We start from the raw sequence: 22,500 nt of genomic DNA on the forward strand, positions 1-22,500 counted from the left end.
AATACTTTAAATCTATTTCATAATGGTTAGAGTTTTTGCCAGTTATAACTAACAAGGAGAGAGATATAATGTCTAAACAAGCACAACACTGGGAAAAGACCAGGGCATTGCTATTTATTACTTTAGCAATCTGGGCTGTGTTCTCAATGGGTATCTTCCTTTTTGGAGCTGAGATGAACGAAGTCGGTGGACCTTTTGGTTATCCACTAACGTATTGGTTCACTTGTCAAGGTTCTCTTGGAATTTTCGTAATCCTAATTTTCTGGTTTGCGAATAGACAAGAAAAAATTGATGAAGAGTTCGGCTTTTCTGAAAAAGGAGGCGACTAATGATCAAAGGTAATTTTATAGACAACTTGCCTAAAGTTTATGGAATCTATACAGGTGGATTTTTAGCTTTCATAATCATAATGGCAATTGCAGAATCAGCTGGTATGTCTGCAAAAGCAATCGGAATTTGTTTTGTTGCTTTTACAGTAGCCATCTATGCAATTATTGGTTGGCTATCACGTACAGCTCAAGCTGACGCTTACTATGTAGCTGGAAGACAAGTACCTACTGTATTCAACGGTATGGCAACTGCAGCAGACTGGATGTCTGGTGCATCATTCGTTGCAATGGCAGGTGGTATTTACTTCAAAGGTTATGGTTATATGGCGTTACTTGTAGGTTGGACTGGTGGTTACGTGTTGGTTGCATCTTTATTAGCACCATACTTAAGAAAATTTGGCTGTTACACAGTTCCAGATTTCGTAGGTACAAGATACGGTGGTAATTTAGCAAGACTATGTGCGGTAATAGTATTAACTGTTGCCTCATTTACATATGTGACTGCACAAATTAACGCTACAGGTACTATTGCATCTGTTGCCCTTGATATTCCTTTTCAATACGCTGTATACGTTGGACTAATTAGTATTTTATTATGTTCAATGCTAGGTGGTATGAGAGGAGTAACTTGGACACAAGTTGCACAGTACATTGTACTAATTATAGCTTATTTACTTCCAGTATTCTGGATCAGTAACAAAATTGGTGCTGGTTTCTTCCCGCACTTCATGTTAGCTGATGAAGTTGCCAGAATTGGTGAATTAGAAGCTCAATTTGGTTTTATTGCAAACTCGAAAGAAGATCTTGCACTAGTGCCAAAAGGCTTAGCTGGAATAACTAAAGCACACTCTGCAGTAAATGCTTCACCTTGGGCATTTATTTCATTGGCATTAGCGATGATGATGGGAACAGCTTCATTACCGCACGTGATGATGAGATATTTCACGACTCCAAGTGTAAAAGCAGCTAGAAAATCAGTAGGTTGGTCAGTATTCTTTATTTTCCTACTATATTCATCTGCACCAATGTTAGCGACGCTTTCAAAATTAGCATTGATTGATCCATCATTACCTACTGGTATTATTGGTAAGTCAATTTCTGATGTACAAGCGATCGATTGGTACCAAAACTGGAACCAAGCTAATCTGATGTTTATTAGCGACTTTAACGGAAATGGAACTGTTGAATTAAACGAGTTCTTCATGGGTGGTAAAGCCGTTGTATTAGCAACACCAGAAATAGCAGGATTACCATATGTAATCTCAGGTCTAGTTGCAGCCGGTGGTATGGCAGCTGCCATGTCAACAGCAGATGGTTTAATTCTAGCAATTGCAAACGCTATATCACATGATGTTTACTATAAGATCATTGATCCAAAAGCGGAAACTGCAAAAAGACTAGTTGTTGCAAGGGTATTACTTGTAGTAATTGGTTTTGCTGGAGCTACAATTGCAGCAATGGAAATCCAAGGTATCTTAGGTTCAGTAATCTGGGCTTTTGACTTTGCGATGTCTGGTTTATTCTGGCCACTTGTACTAGGTGTATGGTGGAACAGAGCTAACAGAGAAGGTGCAATAGCTGGTATGATATTAGGTCTAGTATCTGGTGCTGCGTATCTAGTTTGGGTACGTAACGGTGGAGCTGGTTTCTTGGGTATTACACAGTTAACATTTGGTATCTTCGGATCTACTGTTAGTTTAGTTGCAATGGTTGTTGTAAGTTTAATGACTTCAGCGCCTAATGCTGCTACTCAAAGAATGGTTGATGAGTGTCGTGTACCTGCAGGTAAAACTGTAATTGGTAGATAATACTTATTAAGTTAAATTAATTTAAGGGGCGATTTATTCGCCCCTTTTTTTTTGTTCTTTTTTCTAATATATATCTTAAATGTCATCAGGATTATCAGCAAACTTTCATCCCTTAGTCTATATAATTGATTATGCCTTAGGAATGATCATGTGGACTTTAATTGGTAAGGTCGCAATGAATATTTTTCAAAAAGAAGATTCTGAATTTTTTTTTATGAAAATATTTGTAAAGATAACAAATCCTTTTATTAAACTTTTCAAACCAATAACCCCCAAATTTATAATTGCACCATTAGTACCACTATATATTGCATGGTTCTTTTTTATGATTAGATTTTATTTAATGCCATGGGTACTTGGTTATTCTGTGATGGGTATGCTGTCATTTCCTCTTGAAAGTGAAATTTCTAGACAAATTTATCAATTTTTTAATTCAATTAAATTTTAAAAATTGATACTACTAATAATCACTATCAATGAAAAAAATACAAATTTCACCATCAATACTTTCTGCTGACTTTAGTCAACTTGGTAATGAAATAAAAAAATTAGAAAACGGTGGGGCTGACATGGTTCATGTTGATGTAATGGATGGACATTATGTTCCGAATCTAACAATTGGACCTCCTGTTATTAAATCACTAAGAAAGCATACTAAACTTAAATTTGACGTTCATTTGATGATTGCTCCTGTTCATAAGTACATAGAAGATTATGCAAAAGCTGGGGCTGATATTATTACTATTCATCCTGAAGCAACTGATAACTTACAAGATTCAATAAACAAAATTAGAGAATTAAAAAAGAAAGTTGGAATTTCATTAAATCCAAAAACAAAAATTGAGAAAATAGAAAAATTTTTAAATCAAATTGATTTGATTCTTATAATGAGTGTCAATCCAGGTTTTGGAGGACAAAAATTTATGCCTGAAGTTTTAGAAAAAGTTAAAAAATTAAAAACTATTCGTGAAAATAATAAATTTAATTATGATATAGAAATTGATGGTGGAATTAATTTTGAAAATTCTAAGAGTGCGATCGATGCAGGTGCAAATATTCTTGTGTCAGGAACAACAATTTTTAAGAGTAATAACGGTGATATCAAAAAAAATATAGAATTATTGAAATCAGCTTAGTTATCTGTTCTTAATATAATCTGTTTTATATGCTGAATAATTTAAGAAATTTTTATCTTAATTCTTTTTTATATGATAAAAAAATTTCCAAACACACAGATCTTTTATTTAGGTACAAACCAAGCACTTACCTTCTATCATCTCTAATTAAAGTCAAAACAAAAAAGAATAATATTGCTGATTTTTCATTAGAAGAAATATGGAATAATAAGAAACTAAGTGAGAAACAATTTAAAAAGTTAAACAATTTTTTTTGGATTTTTAGCTTAGATCTAAAATCTTCAAGTAGTGATGTACAAAAAGTAATTACAAAATGGATTAATATAAATAGTAAATATAACTCAAAAAGTTGGGAAATAAGTGTTGTATCAAAAAGAATTATTTCATGGTTATCAAATTCTAAATTAACTTATGATAATGGTACTAAAGAATATCAAAAAAATTTTGACTTAATACTTCAAAAACAAATTTTACATTTATTAAATCAAGTAAATCATTCAAGGTATTATAAAAATAAAATAATTAGTATTTCTGCAATAATTCTTTTTTCTCTTTGTTACAGTGAACAAACAAAAAATTTAAATGCTGGATTAGATTTATTAAAAAAATTTATTAAAGATGTTTTTGATAAATATGGTTTTCCAAAATCGCGTAGTATTAAACATTCTATATTTTACTTAAAATACTTAATACTAATTAGAGAATGGTTTAAAGAATCACAAAATGTAATACCTGAATTTATTGATGAATATATTTTTTATTTAGGACAATCTTATTCGTTCTTTTGGAAAAATATCAATTTTGATCCACATTTTAATGGTAACAATTTATCTAACAATTTTGAATTTGATCAATATTTAAAAAGATGTGGTTATGTATTTAAAAATCAAAATTACGAAAATTCAAATTATGTATCTTTAAAAAATAAAAAAATAAATCTATTCATGGATATTGGACCATCGCCTGAGAAAAATTTTTCAGATGAGTATCAGGCTGGTTCGCTTTCTTTTGAATTTTTATCAAATGGTAAAAAAATATTTACAAATGCAGGTTATTATGAGGGTACAAATAATCAATTAAATGAACTATGTCGATCTTCGGCTTTACAAAATACTTTAGTCTTAGATGATAATTCATCATGCAAATTTAGTAAGAATTCTAAAGGTGAATATAAAATAAATACAAATCTAAAGATAATTCAAAAAAATATAGTTTTTGAAAAAAATTATTGGAAAATAAATGCCTCGCATGATGGCTATTTGAAACAATATAATTTAATTTATGAAAGAGAAATTGAGTATTTTCCTGAAAACTTTAAATTAATTGGTACTGATAAAATTAAAGGTAAAAAAGATTTACCAAATCTTAAATTTGATGTTCGTTTTCATTTAGACCCATCTTCAAAGGTCATGAAAACTCAAGATAATAAAACTATACTAATTGAAATTGGTGATGAAGGTTGGAAATTTAATTGTAACAATTATGAAGTAAATATCGAAAATGGGCTATTTTTTAACAGCAAAAGTACTTATGTTGAAAATCAAAATATTTTTATATCAGGGATAATAAATTCAAAAAATAGTGATATTAAGTGGGAACTAATAAAAATATAATGTCAAAAATTAAAAGAGCTCTAATTTCATTATCAGATAAACAAAATTTAAAGCCACTATTAAATTGTTTAAAAAAATATAATATTCAAATAATCAGTTCTGGTGGAACATTCAAAGCAATTAAAAAACTTAAATTTAAATGTATTGAAGTTTCAGATTTTACTAATTCACCCGAAATATTAGATGGTCGTGTCAAAACTTTACATCCTAAAATTCACGCTGGAATTTTAAATAAGAGAAAAAACAAAAGACATAAACAAGAATTAAAAAAAAATAGCTTTGAAAATATTGATCTAGTTATAGTTAATTTTTACCCATTTGAAGAAACATTAAAGAATACCAAAAACCATAATAAGATAATTGAAAATATAGATGTTGGTGGACCAACAATGGTGAGAGCTGCTGCTAAGAATTACAATGATGTTACAGTGATAACATCGACAGACCAATACGAAGAGCTTATTAATGAGATAAACTTGAACAAAGGCTCAACCACAATTGAATTTAGAAAAAAAATGTCTAAGCATGCATTTGCTGAAACTGCTTATTATGATTCTTTGATCTCTAATTATTTTAATAAAATAACTAATGATAGTTTCCCAAAAAGAAAAGTCTTTAGTGCAAATATAATTAATAAATTAAGATATGGAGAAAACCCTCATCAAATGAGTGCTATCTATTCTTCTAATGGTTTGAATTTAAATCAATTGAGTGGAAAACAATTAAGTTATAATAATTTAAATGATATTTTTGCTGCCTTAACAATTTCAAAAGCTTTACCAAATGATTGTGGTGTTGTTATTGTAAAACATGCAAATCCTTGTGGTGTATCGATTAAAAAAGATCAAGTTGAATGTTACAAATCAGCTCTAGCTTCTGACCCTATTAGTGCATTTGGCGGCATTGTATCATGTAACTTCAAAGTAAATAATAAATTAGCCCTTGAATTAAATAAAATCTTTCTCGAAGTAATAATTGCTAATGGATTTGATACTGGAGCATTAAAAATACTCAAAAAAAAGAAAAATTTAAGATTAATCGATGCTGATCAGTTTAAGTTAAATGAAAGTTATAAAATTAACTCTCACAATGGTGCTTTATTAATTCAAAATGAAGATTTAGTTCAATTTAAGCCTAGAGATTTCAAAATAGTTTCAAAATTAAAACCCTCAAGTTCGCAAATGAAAAATTTAATTTTTGCATTTAATGTATGCAGATATGTAAAATCTAATGCCATTGTTTTAGCTCATAATAACTCAACAGTTGGTATAGGATCGGGCCAACCAAGTAGACTTGATAGCTGTCAAATTGCGATTAACAAAATGAGAAAATTTGTTAATCCAGATGAAGATATAGTTGCTGCATCTGATGCGTTTTTTCCATTTGTAGATGGAATTGAAAAATTAGTTCAATCAGGTGTTTCTGCTGTAATTCAACCTGCAGGGTCAATTAGGGATAAAGAAATAATCAAATTTGCAAACGAAACTGAAACTATTCTAGTATTTTCAAAAACAAGACATTTCAGACATTAGAAATTTTATCAATTTTTGCCGCAAGAATAAAATCGTTTTCAGACAAACCTTCTATGGCATGTGTGGTAATTGAAATTTTAGCATATCCCCATCCAAATAAAATATCTGGATGATGTCCCTCTATCTCTGCTATTTTACCCACTTCGTTTACAAATTTTTGACTTTTAATAAAATTTTTAAATTTAAAATTTTTTTCTAAAAAATAAATTTCCTTTGTATTTTTAACTACATCCCAACCATCTACTTTTTTTTGATATTTATGAATTTGAGAAATATCAAAAGGCAAAACACCACCCTCACAAGGAACACATTTTTTATTTATTAAATCACTCATTGAAATTGGAGCGGGCAAAGGGGGTCGAACCCTCGACCTTCTCGTTGGCAACGAGACGCTCTACCACTGAGCTATGCCCGCTTATAAAAAAGAATATATCTACCTCTTTAAAGTCTATCAAGCAATATTAAAATATTTGTAAAAACTTAATTGATCCTTATATTAATAAATATGTCATCTTCTGAATTACCAAAAATTATACCTATATTTCCCTTAAGTAATTTTATTATTTTTCCAAAGACTGCGGTTCCATTAAATATCTTTGAACCTAGGTATATTGAAATGGTAAATGATAGTATGAAATCCAATAAACTAATTGGAATGATCCAACCTAAAAAATCAAAAGATGTTGATAATCTTGTTCCAGAACTTCATGATGTTGGTTGTCTTGGGAAAATTATAAGTTTTAGAGAAACAGAAGATAAGCGTTTTTTAATAGAACTAAGAGGGTTAATAAGATTTGAGGTTTTAACTGAAATACATAGTGGAAAAAATTACAGAGAGTGTGAAGTCAAATATAATGATTTTGAAAATGATCTTTTAGATAAAAAAGAGGACCTTAAATTTTCTGATTTAGAATTAATTTTTAAGGACTTAAAAAGTTTATTTGAAAAAAGAGGTTTTATAATTAATTGGAAGGCTCTAGAAAAACAAAGCTTGGATGAGACCATTAATGCTCTAGCAATGGCATCACCATTTTCTCTCGAAGAAAAACAAATTTTATTAGAAGCAAAAGATTTACAACAAAGAAAAACAAAAATTTCCGAAATATTGACTACTTATTCATATGACGATTTCAACAACACTACAATTCAATAGTTATTAAAAAGCTCCGTAGTCTGCAATTAGTTTAAATATTTTATTAAGCTTTTTATTTTTTCCAACAAATGAAATAGTTTGATTTATCAATTTATTATTTAGCTTTCTCTCAAAATTAAAAATTTCGTAAATTAGATCAATACCTTTAGAAAATAAATAATTTTGAGATTTAGTTTTTTTTTCAAATTCAGAATTTATAGATTGATCAATAGGAAGACCCAGTTCAATTTTATTTTTAATTATTCTAGTCAATGTTTTCACATCTCTTAATGTCATATTAAATCCTTGTCCTGCTAAAGGATGAATTCTGTGTAGCATATCTCCGAACGCTAAAATATTTTTGTAATAATAAGATCTTAAATTTGAAGATTTTAAAGGGAAATAATTGATTTCTGAGATTTTTAAAATTTCTAACCGTTTGTTATATTTTTTAGTTAACTCAATAAATTTGTTTTTACTCAACTTTATCGGTCCATTAAAAGAATAAACTAGAGAGGTTTCAGTATTAGATATAGGTAAAAAGGCAAAAGGACCATTTTTGGTAAATACCTGAACGGCCTTGTTATTCTTTATTTTTTTATGTTTTAAAATTGATGTGTATGCGAACGCATTGTAATTTTTTTCAATTTTTTTAAAAAAGTATTTTTTTGTAATATTATGATTTAAGTCAGTATTAATTATCAAATCATAGTCGTCTTTTTTAAGAATTTTTTTTTCTTTAAATTTCTTATTTCTTTTTAAGTCATTTTTTAAATTTTTGTGTAACTCATAATTCTTGATAATTGAGAATAAATAATCTTTATTGGTAAATGAAATTAATTCTTTATTTAAATTGTTATCACCAAAAATTTTGATATCTTTAATCTTCCAACACAGATTATTGATATTGCTAATTTCATTACAAAAAAATTCTATGTTTGATTTTGAAATACCTAAAGTTCTTGATTTTGGATAAGTTTTTATTTTTTTATTTTCTATTAAATCTACTTCTAATCCAATTTTAATTAGTGCTTTTGCTAATGCTAAACTAGTAAGATTATGTCCTAATATACAAACTGTCATATAATTTAATTTTAACAACAAAAATTAGATGATACAAAGTGTTATATTTGATTCATTTTTATGGATATTAAAAACTTAGCGAACATATTTATTAGTTTTACTACAAAAAGATTATTAGAAATTTTTGGTATTGTTTTTATTTTACTAGGAATTTTATTATTAATTGCTCTGATATCTTATTCGCCAAATGATCCAAATTTTATTTTTCCGAGTACAACTAAAATAAATAATTTACTTGGTTTTCAGGGAAGTTTTACATCAGATTTATTGTTTCAAGCTTTTGGGGTTATTTCCTACTTAATTCCATTAACTTTAATTTTTACTGGTATTAATATTTTTAAATTAAAGCAAATTTTTTTTTCTGTTGAAAATATATTTTTTGGAATACTTTATATTGTATTTGGCTCAATCTTTTTTAACTTATTCTACAAAGAAACATTTGAACTCTACATTAATGGTAATGGTGGGTTTGTAGGAGAATTTTTATCTAATTCTTTATTAGGTAAAGTTTTTTTAATACATATAAATATCTCATTCTATATTTTAATACTTTTAGTGTGTTTATTTTTTTTATTAAGTATTAATTTTAAATTAAAATCATTTTTACAAAATATTAAAAAAATTTACCTTTATATTTCCACAAAAGAACAGAAAAATTATACTAACAAAAGTGAAATCATAGAAGAATACATTCCTCAAGATCAAATAAAAAATCTTATACAAGAAGATTTACCCTTTATTAAAGAAAATAGAAACGACATGGGGAATAAAAAAAAATATATATTACCTGAATTAAAACTTCTAAAAATTCCATCCAAATCAGAAAGAAATGAAACAAATAAAAATCAAAATTATGATTCTGAATTTTTAGAAAAAATACTTTTGGATTTTGGTGTTAATGGCAAGATTAAAAAATCAAGCCAGGGACCAGTCGTGACGTTAAATGAATTTGAGCCTGCAGCAGGTGTAAAGGTATCAAAAATTATTAATCTATCAGATGACATTGCAAGAAATACTAGCTCTGAGTCAGCTAGAATTTCAACCATTCCAGGAAGTAGCACAATTGGTATTGAGCTTCCTAATCCTAGTAGAGAAAATGTTTATCTTAGTGAAATTTTGGATAATTCTGATTTTAAAAAGAAAGATATTAAATTACCTATTGCTTTAGGAAAAAGTATATCAGGAACTCCTTTAATAGGTGATTTATCAACCATGCCTCATTTATTAATAGCTGGTACTACTGGATCAGGAAAATCTGTTTGCATAAATACAATTATTCTTTCCCTCCTCTATCGCCATGCTCCCGATAAATGTAAATTTATTTTAATCGATCCGAAAATGTTAGAACTTTCAACATATGAGGGTTTACCTCATTTATTATGTCCTGTGATTACAGAAGCTAAAAAAGCAGCATCTGTTTTAGGTTGGGTCGTAAAAGAAATGGAGAGTAGATATAGACTAATGACTAAAGAAAATGTGAGAAATATTGATGGTTATAATGCAAAACACAAATTGCCCATGCCATACATAGTTGTAGTTGTTGATGAAATGTCTGATCTAATGTTGGTTGCTGGAAAAGAAATAGAAAATTATATTCAAAAATTATCTCAAATGGCTAGAGCGGCTGGTATTCATATCATAATGGCAACTCAAAGACCTAGCGTTGATGTAATCACTGGAACTATTAAAGCTAATTTTCCAACACGAATTTCTTTTCAGGTAACTTCAAAAATTGATAGTAGAACAATTCTTGGTGAACAAGGCGCTGAACAGCTATTAGGTAAAGGTGATATGCTTTACATGTCGTCAGCTAATAGAATAGTAAGAATTCATGCTCCCTTTGTATCTGAAAATGAGATTGAAAAAATAAATAACTTTATCAGATCTCAAGCAGAACCTGATTATGTTGATGAAATACTTAATTTTGCTGATGAAAAAGACTCAGGAAATGTTCAGGATACTGGTGATAAGGATGAATTATACCAATCTGCAATAGAAATAGTGAAGAGTGAAGGCAAAGCATCAACTTCATTTCTTCAGAGAAAACTCCAAATTGGCTATAATCGTGCCGCTAGAATAATGGATATGATGGAAGCTGATGGAATTGTTAGTAAAGCAAACCACGTTGGAAAAAGAGATGTTCTTTAATGAAAAAATATTTTTCTTTAATCATTTTTTTTTTTCAAATTTTACCTGCAGATGCCTCTATTAAAATTGATGTTATAAATAAACTTAAAAAAACTGAAAATATAAACTTTAATTTTAGTCAAAAAATAAATGAAAAAACTGAAAAAGGTAATTGCACAATTTTATATCCAAAAAAAATTTTTTGTGAATATTTTGATAAAAAAGGAAAAATACTTGTATCTAATGGTAAATCATTAGTTATAAAATTTAAGAATACTGGTGCATATTATATTTATCCATTAGAAAGAACCTCTCTAAATTTAGTACTAGATAAAGAATTTTTAATTAGCAAAATAGAACAGCTTGATGTTAGCCAAAAAGAAAAAGATATTATACGACTTCAAATAATTGAGAATAATCAAAAAATAAATATTTTTTTTGATAAAAAAACGAAAAATCTAAATGGATGGGAAATTACTGACATCTATCAAAACAAAAATTTAACAACAATTTCAAATATTCTAGAAAATCAGATTTTAAATAAAAAAATATTTTTATTACCAAAAAGAACAGACTAAACTCTTATAGTTTCTTCCTTAAAAATTCTCATGCCTCTTGCCAAATAATTATTTAATGCATTTTTATGATCTAAAGTACATGTATGAAGCCATAATCTTGATATTTTTTCTTTAAACGCTTCTTTAATTCCACATGACAGAAAATAGGATCCAAGCTTTTTATTATGATATTCTTCTAATAAACCAAAGTAGGCTATCTCTTTCTCATTTTTTAATGGGTGATAAATAATTTCAAAATAACCTGCTAGATTTTTTTCATTTTTTAATACAAAAGTTTTCAAATTTTTATTATTAATATATTTAATCCATTGGATATCAGTCCAAATTAGTCTATCAGTCCATCTATATTTTTTTCCAACATTTTTGTAAAAAAACTTATTCAATTGAAAATCTGGTTCTTTAATTAATTCAATATAATAATTTTCTGAAGGTTTAGATGAATCATTTAATTCATCTAAAGATTTTATTTCAAGATAGCTTCTTTTAATTTCTAATGTCACTCTACCATCTTGCCAACTCTTTCACCTCCAAATAAATGAAAATGAAGATGTGGTACTTCTTGGCCGCCATGTTCATTGATATTTGCTAAAGCTCTATAACCTTTTCCTGTATCTACTGATATGCCAAGTTTCTTTGCAACTGTGTTTATTCCTTTTAATAAACCAACTATCTCTTCAGAAGAGGCATTTTCACTAAAATCATCTAGATCTATATATTTGCCCTTTGGAATTACTAAAGCATGAATTTTTTTTTGAGGATTAATATCATGAAATGACAAAACAAAATCATCTTCATATATTTTATTACAAGGAATCTCACCTCTAAGTATCTTTGCGAAAATGTTATTTTCATCGTATGTCATTTTTTTCTTTTTTCTAATTCACTCATAACTTCTTCAATTTTTATACCATTAGCTTCTAAATACATTGTTAAATGATAAAAAACATCTGCTGCTTCATGAATTTTATTCGTATTTTTTTCTACAGCTTCTATTAATTCATCAATTTCTTCAATAATCTTTGCTTTGCTCAATGAGGTATCTGATAACAATTTATTTGTATAAGATCCTTCAACTGGATTTTCTTTTCTCTCTCTTGCTAATTTAAATAAATGTTCAAGTGTACCAAGCATGTCAAATTCTAACAGGTATTCCCTTTGAGTCCAAATATTCCTTTGCTTCTTTAATAGAGTATTTTCCATAATGAAAAATAGAGGCAGCCAAAACAGCACTAGCTTTTCCAGTTTTTATACCCTCAACTAAATGATCTAAATTACCAACACCTCCAGATGCTATAACGGGTATATTAACTGATGATGATATTGATGACATCAGATCAATGTCATATCCTTTCTGTGTACCGTCTCTGTCCATTGAAGTCACCAAAAGCTCCCCTGCTCCATTTTTTTCCATTAAAGTGGCGAAATCAATAGCATTAATTCCTGTACTATTTCTTCCACCATGAGTGAAGATCTCCCAACTTTCATTATTTTTTTTAGCATCTATTGCAACTACGATACATTGAGAGCCAAATTTCTTTGAACTATCTATAACTACACTTGGATTTTGTACTGCAGCAGTATTTATAGAAACTTTATCAGCACCACAGTTTAATAACTTATTGATATCATCAACACTTCTTACTCCACCTCCAACTGTTAGAGGAACAAAACATCTTTTAGAAGTTTCTTTTACTACTTCATAAATTGTATCTCTATTTTCATTAGAAGCTGTAATATCCAAAAAACAAATCTCATCCGCACCATTATCACTATAGATCCTAGCTTGTTCAACTGGGTCACCAGCATCTTTAAGATCAACGAAATTAATTCCTTTTACAACTCTACCATTTTTGACATCCAAACATGGTATAATCCTATTTTTAAGCATCTAATTCCTTAACCAACTCTTCAAGTTTAATATCTCCATCGTAAATAGCTTTTCCAACTATAATACCTTCAATATTTTTATTACTTAATTCTTTAGCTTTTTTAACATCAACAATTGAAGAAACTCCACCAGATATAACTACTGGGCACTTTGAAGTGCTGGCAACCTTGACTGTTTCCTCAAAATTAGGGCTTTGTTTCATACCATCCCTATTAATATCAGTATATATCAGTCTACTTGCGCCATAATCATTTACTTCTTTTAAATAATCTAAAGTTAATTGATTTGAATTTTCTTTCCATCCTGAAACAGATAAATAACCGTCTTTAGCATCCAAACCTAAAGCAATTTTATTTGGAAATTTTTCACACGCCTCTTTTAAAAAACTTTTATCTTTTATAGCAGCACTTCCCAAGATAACTTTTTCAACACCTGCCTCGATATATTTCTTAATATTTTCATAATTTCTTATTCCTCCACCTATTTCAATTTTTAGATCGAATTTAGTTACTATCTCCTGAATAATATTTAAATTAATTGTTTCGCCAGTTAAAGCACCATCTAAATCAACTATATGTAAATTTTTAAATCCATGATCTTTGTATTTACCCGCTTGTTCAACAGGAGACATTTCATATTCAGTTTTCTTATCAAAGTCTCCTTTAACTAACCTTACACATTTTTTATCTTTAATATCTATTGCGGGAAAAATTTTCATTTATAAATTAATAAAGTTATCAATTATTTTTAGACCAATCTTATCACTTTTTTCTGGGTGAAATTGTGTTCCAAAAATATTTTCTTTTTCAACAGAACAAACAATATTTGATGAATAATCAGTTGTAGCTGAAATTACATTTTTATCATTTGGTATAAATTCATAACTATGCACAAAATACATATGAGAATTATTTTCTACATCTTTATAAATCTTACTATCCTTAACTATATTAATCTGATTCCAGCCAATATGTGGAAGTTTAAATTTTCCACTTTGGTTATTAATTTTTGAAACTTTGCCTGGTATCCATCCGAGACCTTTAGTTTCGGTTTCTTCATATCCAATATCTGCAAACATTTGTAAACCAACACATATTCCAAGAAGTGGCTTTTTATCATTTGTTACAAATTCATTAAGTGTTTCTGAAAGGCCATTTATAGAGTTTAAGGCATCTACACAGCTCTTAAACGAGCCTTGTCCCGGCAAGACAAGTTTATCACTGGATCTTATCTTTTTAATATCTGAGGTAACCTCAAGATCTATTTTGTTTTTTGCAACTTCTTTAAAAGAATTTACTACTGAACTTATATTACCTGAATTGTAGTCAACAATTGTGACATTCATTAAATTTATAAAGAGCCCTTAGTTGATGGAATTGATTTTTTGTTTCTTGGATCCATTTCTAATGCTGTTCTTAATGATCTTGCCAAACCTTTATAACAAGACTCAATTATATGGTGGCTATTTTCTCCATAAATATTTTCTACATGCAAGGTAACTCCTGCTGCTTGAGAGAAGGCTTGAAACCATTCTTTAAATAGCTCAGTATCCATCTCACCTAATTTTTCAACTTTAACCTTAACTTTCCAAATTAAGTAAGGTCTATTAGATACATCGACTGCTACTCTAGTTAAAGTTTCATCCATTGGAATCATTGCATGAGCGTATCTTTTTATTCCTACAAATTTTTTTGCAGCTTTTTTGAGAGCCTCACCTATAGCGATACCAGTGTCCTCAGTTGTGTGGTGAAGATCAATATGAGTATCACCTTTGGCTTTAACTTTTAAATCTATTAATGAGTGTTTTGATAATTGTTCTAGCATATGATCTAAAAATCCTATGCCAGTATCTATTTCGTATTTACCTTTACCATCAATATTTACTTCAACACTAATACTTGTTTCTTTTGTTTTTCTCGCAATTTTACCTTTTCTAGCCATATGTAAGTGAAGGTATATATGGATTAAGAAATATATCAATATCAGTAATCACTACTTGAAGAATAAAAATTAATATCCATCTTATAATTATGACTACAATAGTATTAGTAAGAAAAAAAAATGATGTAGTAGTTGCTGGTGATGGTCAAGTAAGCATGGGTAATACTGTAGTAAAAAGCACAGCATCAAAGGTAAGAAAAATTGAAAAAAGGGATGTCGTTGCAGGTTTTGCTGGGTCAACTGCAGACGCTCTAACTCTATTTGAGAGGCTTGAAGGTAAGCTAGAAAAACATGCAGGGAATTTATCTAGAGCAGCTGTAGAACTTGCTAAAGACTGGCGCACAGATAAATATTTAAGAAGATTAGAAGCATTAATGGCTGTGGGTGACAAAAATAATAGTTATATTATATCAGGAACTGGTGATGTTCTTGAACCAGAAGGTGATGTAATTGGAATAGGTTCTGGTGGTAATTATGCTTTAGCTGCTGGTAAAGTATTAATAGAAACTGATATGACAGCAGAAGAAGTTGCAAAGAAAGCAATAAAAGTAGCAGCAGATATATGCGTATTTACAAATGATAATGTAAAAATTGAAAAAATATAATGGATAAATCAAACGTAACTCAACTTCATCCAAAGGATAATAAAAAAAATGAAGCTTCACTTGGAAGCTCTTTATCTCCAAGAGAAATAGTTTCTGAATTAGATAGATTTGTGGTTGGGCAAAATAAAGCTAAAAGAGCTGTGGCTGTTGCTTTGAGAAACAGATGGAGAAGACAAGCGCTCGATGGTGAAATGAAAAATGAAGTTTTACCAAAGAATATTTTAATGATTGGACCAACTGGAGTTGGAAAAACTGAGATTTCTAGAAGATTATCTAAATTAGCCGAAGCACCTTTTGTAAAGGTTGAAGCTACGAGATTTACTGAAGTTGGATATGTAGGTAGGGACGTAGAGCAAATCGTAAGAGATTTAATTGAGATTGCTATTTCAATGGAGAAAGTTAAAAAAAGAAAAGAAGTTAAAGCCAAAGCTCAAAAAATGGCTGAAGAGAAAGTTTTGGATGCTTTAGTCGGTAAAAAAGCTAGTCCTGCTACAAGAGAAAGTTTTAGACAAAGATTAAGAAATGGTGATTTAGACGATAACGAAATTGAAATTGCTGTAAGTGATGCTGGAGGAGGAAATGGTGCCTCTTTTGAAATTCCTGGTATGCCAGGTGCAAACATAGGCATGATCAATATTAGTGACATGCTTGGAAAATCAATGGGACCTAAAGAAAAGAAAAAGAAAATGACAGTAAAAGAGTCTCATGAAATTTTAATAAATGATGAATCTGATAAATTAATTGAACAAGATAAAATTATAAAAGCAGCTAAGATTTCTACAGAAAATAATGGAATAGTTTTTTTAGATGAAATAGATAAGATTTCAGCAAGGACTGATAGAGTTGGCGGTGATGTTTCAAGAGAAGGTGTTCAAAGAGATTTATTGCCTTTGATTGAGGGAACAACGGTTAATACAAAATATGGACCAATTAAAACAGATCATATTTTATTCATAGCCTCAGGTGCTTTTCAACTAGCAAAACCCTCTGATCTTTTACCAGAACTTCAAGGAAGATTGCCAATTAGAGTAGAGCTAGAAGCATTAACTAGTGATGATTTTAAAAGAATTCTTAAAGAACCAGACTATAGTTTAATAAAACAATATGTAGCACTTCTTAAAACTGAAAATGTTGAACTTGAATTTTCTGAAGATGGAATAGATAGAATTGCAAATATAGCATCAGAGGTAAATGCAACTGTTGAAAATATTGGTGCTCGTAGATTGCACACTATTATTGAAAAAATTTTAGATGACATTAGTTTTACTGCTACAGATAGATCTGGAGAAAAAATAATAATAAATAAAGCTTATATTGATAAAAATTTAGATACTTTAGTCAAAGATTCTGATCTTTCTAAATTTATTTTATAATTTTTTCTTTTTTAAAAAAATATAAAAAGCACCTTCCCCACCCTCCTGAATATCAGCTTCTTTAAATTCAGTAATTAAATTCATTAACTCAACATTAGTTTTTATGTATTCAGGAACTGAATACCTTAAGATACTTAAATCTTTTGAAACATAAGGATTTTTTTCATTATCAGAGTGCAAACCCTTGCCCGTCACTATTCTCAATTTATTAAATCCATTTTTATGACTGTTGAAAATAAATTTCTCAACTTCTTTATTTGCTTCATCTAACGTAAATCCATGTAAATCAATTTCGGTAGTTTTGAAATTTTTTTTATTAGATTTGATGAAATCTTTATTGGGTAATTTTTCCTTGTTCGATAAAAAATTTTGCCAGTCTTTTTTATCCTTATCTGAAATATTACTCAATTAAGTAAGTGTCTCTATTAATTGCCAATTTGGGTTATTTGATCTTGTGTCTCTTGAAAAAATCCAAGTATCATATATTTTTTTTATTTTTTCAGGATCACCCGATATAATTTTTTTCTCTTTATCTCTAATACAAGTAATAACTTCACTAACAAAATCTACAGTTACTTTTAAAAAAGTATCTTCTTTTTTATGTTCTTTAATTGTTGCAGAATTAACCCCAATAAAAGTAATCTCTGCAGTGTGACCTCTCTTGTCTCTTTCTTTTAGTGCTTCATTAAATTGACCGTAAATTTCTTTGCTTAATAAAGGTTTACTTGTAGTCAACTTGTTATCACTATCACTAAAGTCAGTTATAATAGTTTCATATGCAATTTTAGCACCAGTAATAAATTCTTTTTGTGCTACATCATCAAAATTTTCTCTAGGTTTAGGTTGATTTTCTTTTTGTACATCTTTTAAAATTTTTTCGAATTGAGCAGTCGGTTTTCCCTCAAAACCACTTCTTCTTCCAAGAATTCCTCTTAATCTCAAAAAAATAAAACCTGCAATCATAGCAAGTAGAATAATATCTATATACTCAAAGCTGTAATTCATGAGTTAATAGTAATTACTATGTTGATTATTTCAACTAACAAATTACATTAAAGTCAAATGAACACACTATTACTATCTATAATACTCGTTCCAATTATAGAAATTTATCTATTTATTAAAATAGGTTCACAAATTGGGGCTTTTAAAACAATTTTTTTGATTTTTTTGACTGCAGTGGTTGGGGTTTATTATGCAAAACACGAGGGTTTAAATACGATAAGATCTGGATTAACCAACATGGTTAAAAACCAAATTCCAGCTTATGAACTTGTTTCTGGTGCTGCAATTGCTTTTGCTGCAATACTATTAATCATACCAGGGTTTGCTACTGATATTTTAGGTTTTCTTTTGATATTTCCAGTTACTAGAAAACTATTGTTTGGACGATTTCGTATGAATAATAAAAAAAATCAAACAGAAAAAAATAATTTTATAGAAGGGGAATTTGAGGATATAGAGGATGACAATGACAGAAAAATATAAAATCTTAGGTATGTTCATTAAGGATCTATCAAGTGAAACACCAGACATAGAAACTTTTATTTTTGTAAAAGACAATATTTCAAAATACCAGCTAAATATTGATATTACGTCTAAAGCTTTAAAAAATAAGTTAATTGAAATTAATACTACAATGAAATTTGAGGATAAAGAACCAAATGAAAAAAAATCATACTTTGAAATAGTTTACGCCACAATAATTAAAGTTAATGATGAAGTGATTGAAAAAAAAGAGTTAGAAAAAATTATTCTTTGTGATGTACAAAATAAAATATATCCAGAATTAGAAAAAGCCTTTCTTAATCTTGTCCATAATTCTGGACATCCAGGTATAAAATTAGAGAAAAAAATAGATTTTAACGAATTATATAATTCTATGTTTAATTAAAATAATTTTTTTTCAAATTATTTTTTAAAAATTTTTTATGAAGAGTGATTTCCTCTTCTGTTGGTTTTATAATTTTTTTGAAGTATTGAAAATTATTATCATTTACATCTATTATATCTTTGTTTTCACTTTTAAAATTTAATGTAGGTTCTTTTTGATCTAGTAAATTAATATAAACTTTAGCCAACAAATCACAGTCAATCAAGGCCGTATGTTTTGTTCTTCTAGAATTATCTATTCTATATCGTTTACATAAAGAGTCTAAATTAATTGGTGAACCTGGAAATTTTTCTCTCGCCATCACGAGAGTGTCTACAATTTCATTGTTAATTTTCTTTTTTCCAAGAATTAACATTTCATTGTTTAAATGGCCTATATCAAATTCTGCATTATGAATAACTAATCTTTTACCTTCAATAAAGTTAAGAAAATTATCGGCTATTTCTGAAAATTTTTTTTGTTTTGAAAGAAATTCGTCTGAATAACCATGGACTTCAAAAGCTTTTTCAGAAACTTTTCTTTCTGGATTTAAATAACAATGAAATGTTTTTTTGGTTGGAATCAAATCATCTAACTCTATACAGCCAATTTCAACAATTCTATGTCCATCTTTAACATTTAAGCCTGTTGTCTCAGTATCAAGTATTATTTCTTTCATCTCTTAATTGTTTAAGTATATATCTTACAGACCTTTTGGCTGTTTTTGTAGTAAAATCATTTCTTATTATAAAATTAGATCTCTTTTTCTTTATCAATAATGGAAGCTGAATTTTTTTAAATAGCCTTAGCAACTTGTTATTAAATCTTTTTCTTTTTAATAAACTCGATTTTATGTCTTTATTACTGGCATCAACAAAAACAATTACATCATTTTTACTATTAAGCTTATTTTCTAAGTAAAGTGGAATATCTAATATCACAAACTTTTTATTTTTATTCTTCTTTAAAAAAATGCCTAGTTTTTTTTTAACTATTGGATGCACAATCTTTGAGATTTTTTTTAAATTTCCTGAATTAGATAAAATGCATTTTATGAGTTCTTCTTTTTTTAGCGGGAAAGAAAAAGTTTGTTGAGGAAATTTTTTTCTAATTAATTTATTAAATTTTTTATCTTTTCCATAAATTTTAGTTACTTCTAAATCTGCATCAAAAATTGGAAATCTAAATAATTTTGAAAAATAACTTTTACCTGATCCAATATCACCTACTAATGCTATTCTAATCATTCAAATAATTTAAAAATTTTTCATCTATTTTGGGATTAATTCCAGTCCAAATTTCAAACGCTTTTTGAGCTTGTAAAAGCAACATTAACTTTCCATTTATAATGTCGTGCCCTTTCTCTTTTGCGTTCTTTAAAAAATTAGTTACAGGCGGATTATAAATTGTATCATAAAAAATTGTTTTGTTTTTTAAATTATCAAAGTTTAAGTTTATTTGATCATTTGGTTTTAATCCAAGACTAGTAGCGTTTATTACAATATTGCAGTCAATCTCTTGATCCCATTCCAAAGGGTTTATGTTAGTAAATATCTCTTTTAATTTATATAGCTTTTCTTGTGTTCTATTTTTTATATAAATTTTTCTTATCGATAAATCTTCCAGCGCAGTTATTACGGATGGAACCACTCCACCAGCACCCACAATAAGAGCATCTTTATTTTTAAGGCTAATGTTTTGATTTAAAATTGATTGTGAAAAGCCGTACACATCAGTGTTATCACCAATCACAAGATCATCCTCCTTATATAATGTATTCACCGATTGGGTTTTTTTTGCAAGATCTGATAATTCATCAAGAAAAGGTATTATCTTTTGTTTGAACGGAACGGTAACATTGGCCCCACTTATATCCCCTTCTTTTATTCTCTTAACTAAATTTTCTAGCTTACTTTCTAATAGTGTTTCTTTTTTATAAGTAGCGTTAATATTATTTTTATTAAACCAAAAATTATGAATTTTTGGTGAAAGAGAATGTTCTACGGGATTACCGATAATAAGATAATTTCTATTCATTATAATTTTTTAAATAGTCTTTTATTTTTTCAACTGGTAGACCCATAATTGTATTTTCATTTCCTTCTATTTTAGAAAACAAAGTTCTGCCTAGTCCTTCGATTTGATATACATTGTAAGCATATAAAGCTTCATCACTTATATTTGATAAATATTCTTTTATCTGATCTTCGGTCATATTTTTCATAGTAAGAGCAGCTTTATCAGTATAATTCCAAATCATATTTCCTCCCTTGGATATACAAACAGAACTAATTAAATGGTGTGTTTCACCATTTAAATTTTTTAAAATTTCATATGCTTGATCTCGGTTTGTTGGCTTTGAAATAACTTTACCGTTAAGATCAATTACACTATCTGCTCCTATCACAAATTCTTCAGCAAATTTTTGACTTATTTTGTTTGCTTTTAATTCTGCTAAGTTTTTTGAAACTTCTTCAGGTGATGCTTTATGTTTTTCTAAACTTTCTTTAACAATATCTTCATCAACATTTGATGGTTGAACTTCGCAAATTAAACCATGTTTATTAAGAATTTCTTTTCTAACTTTGCTTTTAGAGGCTAAAATTATTTTTCTACCCATTTTTTTTACTTATATATATATCATAAATTTTAATAATGGATGCCGCTGTCTCCTCTACTGATTTTCTTGTAACATCAATTGATGGCCAACTATATTTCCTGAATAACTCTTTTGAATCTTGTACTTCTTTCTTTATTTTCTCTAGATCAGTATAGTCCTGGCTTGTGGTTTCTTTAAGAGAATTCATTCTATTTTTTCTTATATCTACAAGTCTTTCTGCTTCTGTGGTAAGCCCTATGACACAGAAATTTTGTGGCTCTTTTTTTAAAATATCCGGAATAGATTTTTGATTAACCAAAGGAATATTTGCTGTTTTAAAACCTTTGTTTGCTAGATAAATTGATGTTGGAGTTTTACTTGTTCTACTAACACCTAATAAAATAATATCAGATTTTCCAATATCATTAAGAAGATTTCCATCATCATGGTTCATTGTATATTGGATAGCTTCAATACGATCATAATACTCATCATTTAAAGCATGTTGACCGCTTGGTTCGTGAGAGGCTTTTTGATTAAATAATTTAGAAAAACTTAATATTAAGCTTCCTAAAACACCAAAACATGGAATTTTTTTTTCATCACTTTTATTTGCTAAAAATTTAGCCAAATTATTATCAACTATTGTATACAAAATAATTGAATTTTTTTCTTTTTTGGCAATATCAAGTATTTTTAAAACTTGGTTTTCTGTTCTTGTAAATGAATACGAATTAACTTTATATTCTATGTTTTGAAACTGTGCTTTAAGGGATAAAAAAATTCTATCCAATGTTTCCCCTGTTGAATCAGAAATTAGAAAAATTTGATAAGTATTATCCATGTATATCCTGTTAATATCTTTGTAATATTTAAATTAAAT

29 protein-coding genes and 1 tRNA gene are annotated in these 22,500 nt (G+C 28.4%); 13 read left to right on the forward strand and 17 right to left on the reverse strand.

Annotated features, from left to right (window positions below):
* The first annotated feature begins 68 nt into the window (after positions 1 to 68).
* From ACTT9D_RS02360 to purH, 6 genes are all read left to right on the forward strand, one after another.
* A complete protein-coding gene (locus ACTT9D_RS02360) occupies positions 69 to 329 on the forward strand; it encodes a DUF4212 domain-containing protein (RefSeq protein WP_014953970.1) in 261 nt (86 codons plus the stop codon).
* Positions 329 to 2,137, forward strand: coding sequence for a sodium:solute symporter family protein (locus ACTT9D_RS02365; RefSeq protein ID WP_440930270.1), 1,809 nt, complete (start codon positions 329 to 331; stop codon positions 2,135 to 2,137). Before ACTT9D_RS02360 ends, ACTT9D_RS02365 begins: the two co-directional genes overlap by 1 nt.
* Before the next feature lie 79 nt (positions 2,138 to 2,216).
* A complete protein-coding gene (locus ACTT9D_RS02370; RefSeq protein WP_440930271.1) occupies positions 2,217 to 2,585 on the forward strand; it encodes a hypothetical protein in 369 nt (122 codons plus the stop codon).
* Positions 2,586 to 2,613: 28 nt separating this feature from the next.
* Positions 2,614 to 3,273 carry a ribulose-phosphate 3-epimerase gene (gene rpe / locus ACTT9D_RS02375; protein ID WP_440930272.1) on the forward strand — a complete coding sequence of 220 codons (660 nt, stop codon included), beginning with the start codon at positions 2,614 to 2,616 and terminating at the stop codon, positions 3,271 to 3,273.
* A gap of 29 nt (positions 3,274 to 3,302) precedes the next feature.
* On the forward strand, positions 3,303 to 4,886 hold the full coding sequence (locus tag ACTT9D_RS02380) for a heparinase II/III family protein (RefSeq protein ID WP_440930273.1): 1,584 nt from the start codon (positions 3,303 to 3,305) through the stop codon (positions 4,884 to 4,886).
* Positions 4,886 to 6,418: a bifunctional phosphoribosylaminoimidazolecarboxamide formyltransferase/IMP cyclohydrolase gene (gene purH, locus ACTT9D_RS02385; protein WP_440930274.1), complete on the forward strand. Its 1,533-nt coding sequence runs from the start codon at positions 4,886 to 4,888 to the stop codon at positions 6,416 to 6,418. The genes ACTT9D_RS02380 and purH overlap by 1 nt, the downstream gene beginning before the upstream one ends.
* Here purH and ACTT9D_RS02390 read toward each other — a convergent pair.
* Together ACTT9D_RS02390 and ACTT9D_RS02395 are read right to left on the reverse strand one after the other, a co-directional pair.
* Positions 6,408 to 6,752 carry a 4a-hydroxytetrahydrobiopterin dehydratase gene (locus ACTT9D_RS02390; RefSeq protein ID WP_440930275.1) on the reverse strand — a complete coding sequence of 115 codons (345 nt, stop codon included), beginning with the start codon at positions 6,750 to 6,752 and terminating at the stop codon, positions 6,408 to 6,410. The genes purH and ACTT9D_RS02390 overlap by 11 nt on opposite strands.
* A 6-nt stretch (positions 6,753 to 6,758) precedes the next feature.
* A tRNA-Gly gene (locus ACTT9D_RS02395) sits at positions 6,759 to 6,833 on the reverse strand.
* A 90-nt stretch (positions 6,834 to 6,923) separates the two neighbouring features.
* On the opposite strand from ACTT9D_RS02395, the gene ACTT9D_RS02400 reads away from it, so the two are divergent.
* Positions 6,924 to 7,571 (forward strand): LON peptidase substrate-binding domain-containing protein, encoded by a 648-nt coding sequence (locus tag ACTT9D_RS02400; protein ID WP_440930276.1) that lies wholly within the window; start codon positions 6,924 to 6,926, stop codon positions 7,569 to 7,571.
* A gap of 3 nt (positions 7,572 to 7,574) precedes the next feature.
* On the opposite strand, the gene ACTT9D_RS02405 is transcribed toward ACTT9D_RS02400, so the two are convergent.
* Positions 7,575 to 8,633 (reverse strand): ubiquinone biosynthesis protein UbiB, encoded by a 1,059-nt coding sequence (locus ACTT9D_RS02405; protein ID WP_440930277.1) that lies wholly within the window; start codon positions 8,631 to 8,633, stop codon positions 7,575 to 7,577.
* Positions 8,634 to 8,693: 60 nt separating this feature from the next.
* Between ACTT9D_RS02405 and ACTT9D_RS02410 the strand changes: the two genes are divergently transcribed.
* Together ACTT9D_RS02410 and ACTT9D_RS02415 are read left to right on the forward strand one after the other, a co-directional pair.
* Positions 8,694 to 10,781, forward strand: a complete 2,088-nt coding sequence (locus ACTT9D_RS02410; RefSeq protein WP_440930278.1) for a DNA translocase FtsK 4TM domain-containing protein — start codon at positions 8,694 to 8,696, stop codon at positions 10,779 to 10,781.
* Complete coding sequence (locus ACTT9D_RS02415; protein WP_440930279.1) at positions 10,781 to 11,338, forward strand: LolA family protein; 558 nt, start codon at positions 10,781 to 10,783, stop codon at positions 11,336 to 11,338. Before ACTT9D_RS02410 ends, ACTT9D_RS02415 begins: the two co-directional genes overlap by 1 nt.
* Here ACTT9D_RS02415 and ACTT9D_RS02420 read toward each other — a convergent pair.
* From ACTT9D_RS02420 to hisB, 7 genes are read right to left on the reverse strand one after another with little or no spacing between them, the layout of a single operon-like run.
* Positions 11,335 to 11,838 (reverse strand): GNAT family N-acetyltransferase, encoded by a 504-nt coding sequence (locus tag ACTT9D_RS02420; protein ID WP_440930280.1) that lies wholly within the window; start codon positions 11,836 to 11,838, stop codon positions 11,335 to 11,337. The genes ACTT9D_RS02415 and ACTT9D_RS02420 overlap by 4 nt on opposite strands.
* Positions 11,835 to 12,200, reverse strand: a complete 366-nt coding sequence (locus ACTT9D_RS02425) for a histidine triad nucleotide-binding protein (RefSeq protein ID WP_440930281.1) — start codon at positions 12,198 to 12,200, stop codon at positions 11,835 to 11,837. Before ACTT9D_RS02425 ends, ACTT9D_RS02420 begins: the two co-directional genes overlap by 4 nt.
* Positions 12,197 to 12,469 (reverse strand): phosphoribosyl-ATP diphosphatase, encoded by a 273-nt coding sequence (gene hisE, locus ACTT9D_RS02430; protein WP_440930282.1) that lies wholly within the window; start codon positions 12,467 to 12,469, stop codon positions 12,197 to 12,199. Before hisE ends, ACTT9D_RS02425 begins: the two co-directional genes overlap by 4 nt.
* Position 12,470: 1 nt before the next feature.
* Entirely contained in the window at positions 12,471 to 13,226 is a 756-nt protein-coding gene (gene hisF / locus ACTT9D_RS02435) for an imidazole glycerol phosphate synthase subunit HisF (RefSeq protein ID WP_440930283.1), read from the reverse strand.
* The gene (gene hisA / locus ACTT9D_RS02440; RefSeq protein ID WP_440930284.1) at positions 13,219 to 13,944 is read right to left on the reverse strand and encodes a 1-(5-phosphoribosyl)-5-[(5-phosphoribosylamino)methylideneamino]imidazole-4-carboxamide isomerase; all 726 of its coding nucleotides are present in this window, start codon (positions 13,942 to 13,944) and stop codon (positions 13,219 to 13,221) included. Before hisA ends, hisF begins: the two co-directional genes overlap by 8 nt.
* Positions 13,945 to 14,571 carry an imidazole glycerol phosphate synthase subunit HisH gene (gene hisH / locus ACTT9D_RS02445; protein ID WP_440930285.1) on the reverse strand — a complete coding sequence of 209 codons (627 nt, stop codon included), beginning with the start codon at positions 14,569 to 14,571 and terminating at the stop codon, positions 13,945 to 13,947.
* Positions 14,572 to 14,576: 5 nt separating this feature from the next.
* The gene (gene hisB, locus ACTT9D_RS02450) at positions 14,577 to 15,167 is read right to left on the reverse strand and encodes an imidazoleglycerol-phosphate dehydratase HisB (protein ID WP_440930286.1); all 591 of its coding nucleotides are present in this window, start codon (positions 15,165 to 15,167) and stop codon (positions 14,577 to 14,579) included.
* Between the two features lie 89 nt (positions 15,168 to 15,256).
* Here hisB and hslV point away from each other — a divergent pair, with 89 nt between their 5' ends.
* Complete coding sequence (hslV, locus tag ACTT9D_RS02455; RefSeq protein WP_440930287.1) at positions 15,257 to 15,772, forward strand: ATP-dependent protease subunit HslV; 516 nt, start codon at positions 15,257 to 15,259, stop codon at positions 15,770 to 15,772.
* Positions 15,772 to 17,145, forward strand: a complete 1,374-nt coding sequence (gene hslU, locus ACTT9D_RS02460) for an ATP-dependent protease ATPase subunit HslU (RefSeq protein ID WP_440930288.1) — start codon at positions 15,772 to 15,774, stop codon at positions 17,143 to 17,145. Before hslV ends, hslU begins: the two co-directional genes overlap by 1 nt.
* On the opposite strand, the gene ACTT9D_RS02465 is transcribed toward hslU, so the two are convergent.
* Together ACTT9D_RS02465 and ACTT9D_RS02470 are read right to left on the reverse strand one after the other, a co-directional pair.
* Positions 17,140 to 17,553, reverse strand: a complete 414-nt coding sequence (locus ACTT9D_RS02465; protein ID WP_440930289.1) for a Smr/MutS family protein — start codon at positions 17,551 to 17,553, stop codon at positions 17,140 to 17,142. The genes hslU and ACTT9D_RS02465 overlap by 6 nt on opposite strands.
* Positions 17,554 to 18,150, reverse strand: a complete 597-nt coding sequence (locus ACTT9D_RS02470; protein WP_440930290.1) for a Tim44/TimA family putative adaptor protein — start codon at positions 18,148 to 18,150, stop codon at positions 17,554 to 17,556.
* 57 nt (positions 18,151 to 18,207) lie between these two features.
* Between ACTT9D_RS02470 and ACTT9D_RS02475 the strand changes: the two genes are divergently transcribed.
* Together ACTT9D_RS02475 and ACTT9D_RS02480 are read left to right on the forward strand one after the other, a co-directional pair.
* The gene (locus tag ACTT9D_RS02475; protein WP_440930291.1) at positions 18,208 to 18,633 is read left to right on the forward strand and encodes an FxsA family protein; all 426 of its coding nucleotides are present in this window, start codon (positions 18,208 to 18,210) and stop codon (positions 18,631 to 18,633) included.
* A complete protein-coding gene (locus ACTT9D_RS02480) occupies positions 18,617 to 19,039 on the forward strand; it encodes a protein-export chaperone SecB (protein WP_440930292.1) in 423 nt (140 codons plus the stop codon). Before ACTT9D_RS02475 ends, ACTT9D_RS02480 begins: the two co-directional genes overlap by 17 nt.
* Here the strand turns inward: ACTT9D_RS02480 and dnaQ are convergent.
* From dnaQ to ACTT9D_RS02505, 5 genes are read right to left on the reverse strand one after another with little or no spacing between them, the layout of a single operon-like run.
* A complete protein-coding gene (dnaQ, locus tag ACTT9D_RS02485) occupies positions 19,032 to 19,697 on the reverse strand; it encodes a DNA polymerase III subunit epsilon (protein ID WP_440930293.1) in 666 nt (221 codons plus the stop codon). The two genes, ACTT9D_RS02480 and dnaQ, sit on opposite strands and share 8 nt — an antisense overlap.
* The gene (gene coaE, locus ACTT9D_RS02490) at positions 19,678 to 20,265 is read right to left on the reverse strand and encodes a dephospho-CoA kinase (protein ID WP_440930294.1); all 588 of its coding nucleotides are present in this window, start codon (positions 20,263 to 20,265) and stop codon (positions 19,678 to 19,680) included. The genes dnaQ and coaE overlap by 20 nt, the downstream gene beginning before the upstream one ends.
* Positions 20,258 to 21,055: a shikimate dehydrogenase gene (gene aroE, locus ACTT9D_RS02495; RefSeq protein WP_440930295.1), complete on the reverse strand. Its 798-nt coding sequence runs from the start codon at positions 21,053 to 21,055 to the stop codon at positions 20,258 to 20,260. The genes coaE and aroE overlap by 8 nt, the downstream gene beginning before the upstream one ends.
* Positions 21,048 to 21,638, reverse strand: a complete 591-nt coding sequence (locus tag ACTT9D_RS02500; RefSeq protein ID WP_440930296.1) for a Maf family protein — start codon at positions 21,636 to 21,638, stop codon at positions 21,048 to 21,050. Before ACTT9D_RS02500 ends, aroE begins: the two co-directional genes overlap by 8 nt.
* Positions 21,631 to 22,461 carry a pyruvate, water dikinase regulatory protein gene (locus ACTT9D_RS02505; protein ID WP_440930297.1) on the reverse strand — a complete coding sequence of 277 codons (831 nt, stop codon included), beginning with the start codon at positions 22,459 to 22,461 and terminating at the stop codon, positions 21,631 to 21,633. The genes ACTT9D_RS02500 and ACTT9D_RS02505 overlap by 8 nt, the downstream gene beginning before the upstream one ends.
* Between the last annotated feature and the right edge of the window lie 39 nt (positions 22,462 to 22,500).

This window comes from Candidatus Pelagibacter sp. (genome assembly GCF_052049815.1).
Classification (GTDB): Bacteria; Pseudomonadota; Alphaproteobacteria; order Pelagibacterales; family Pelagibacteraceae; genus Pelagibacter.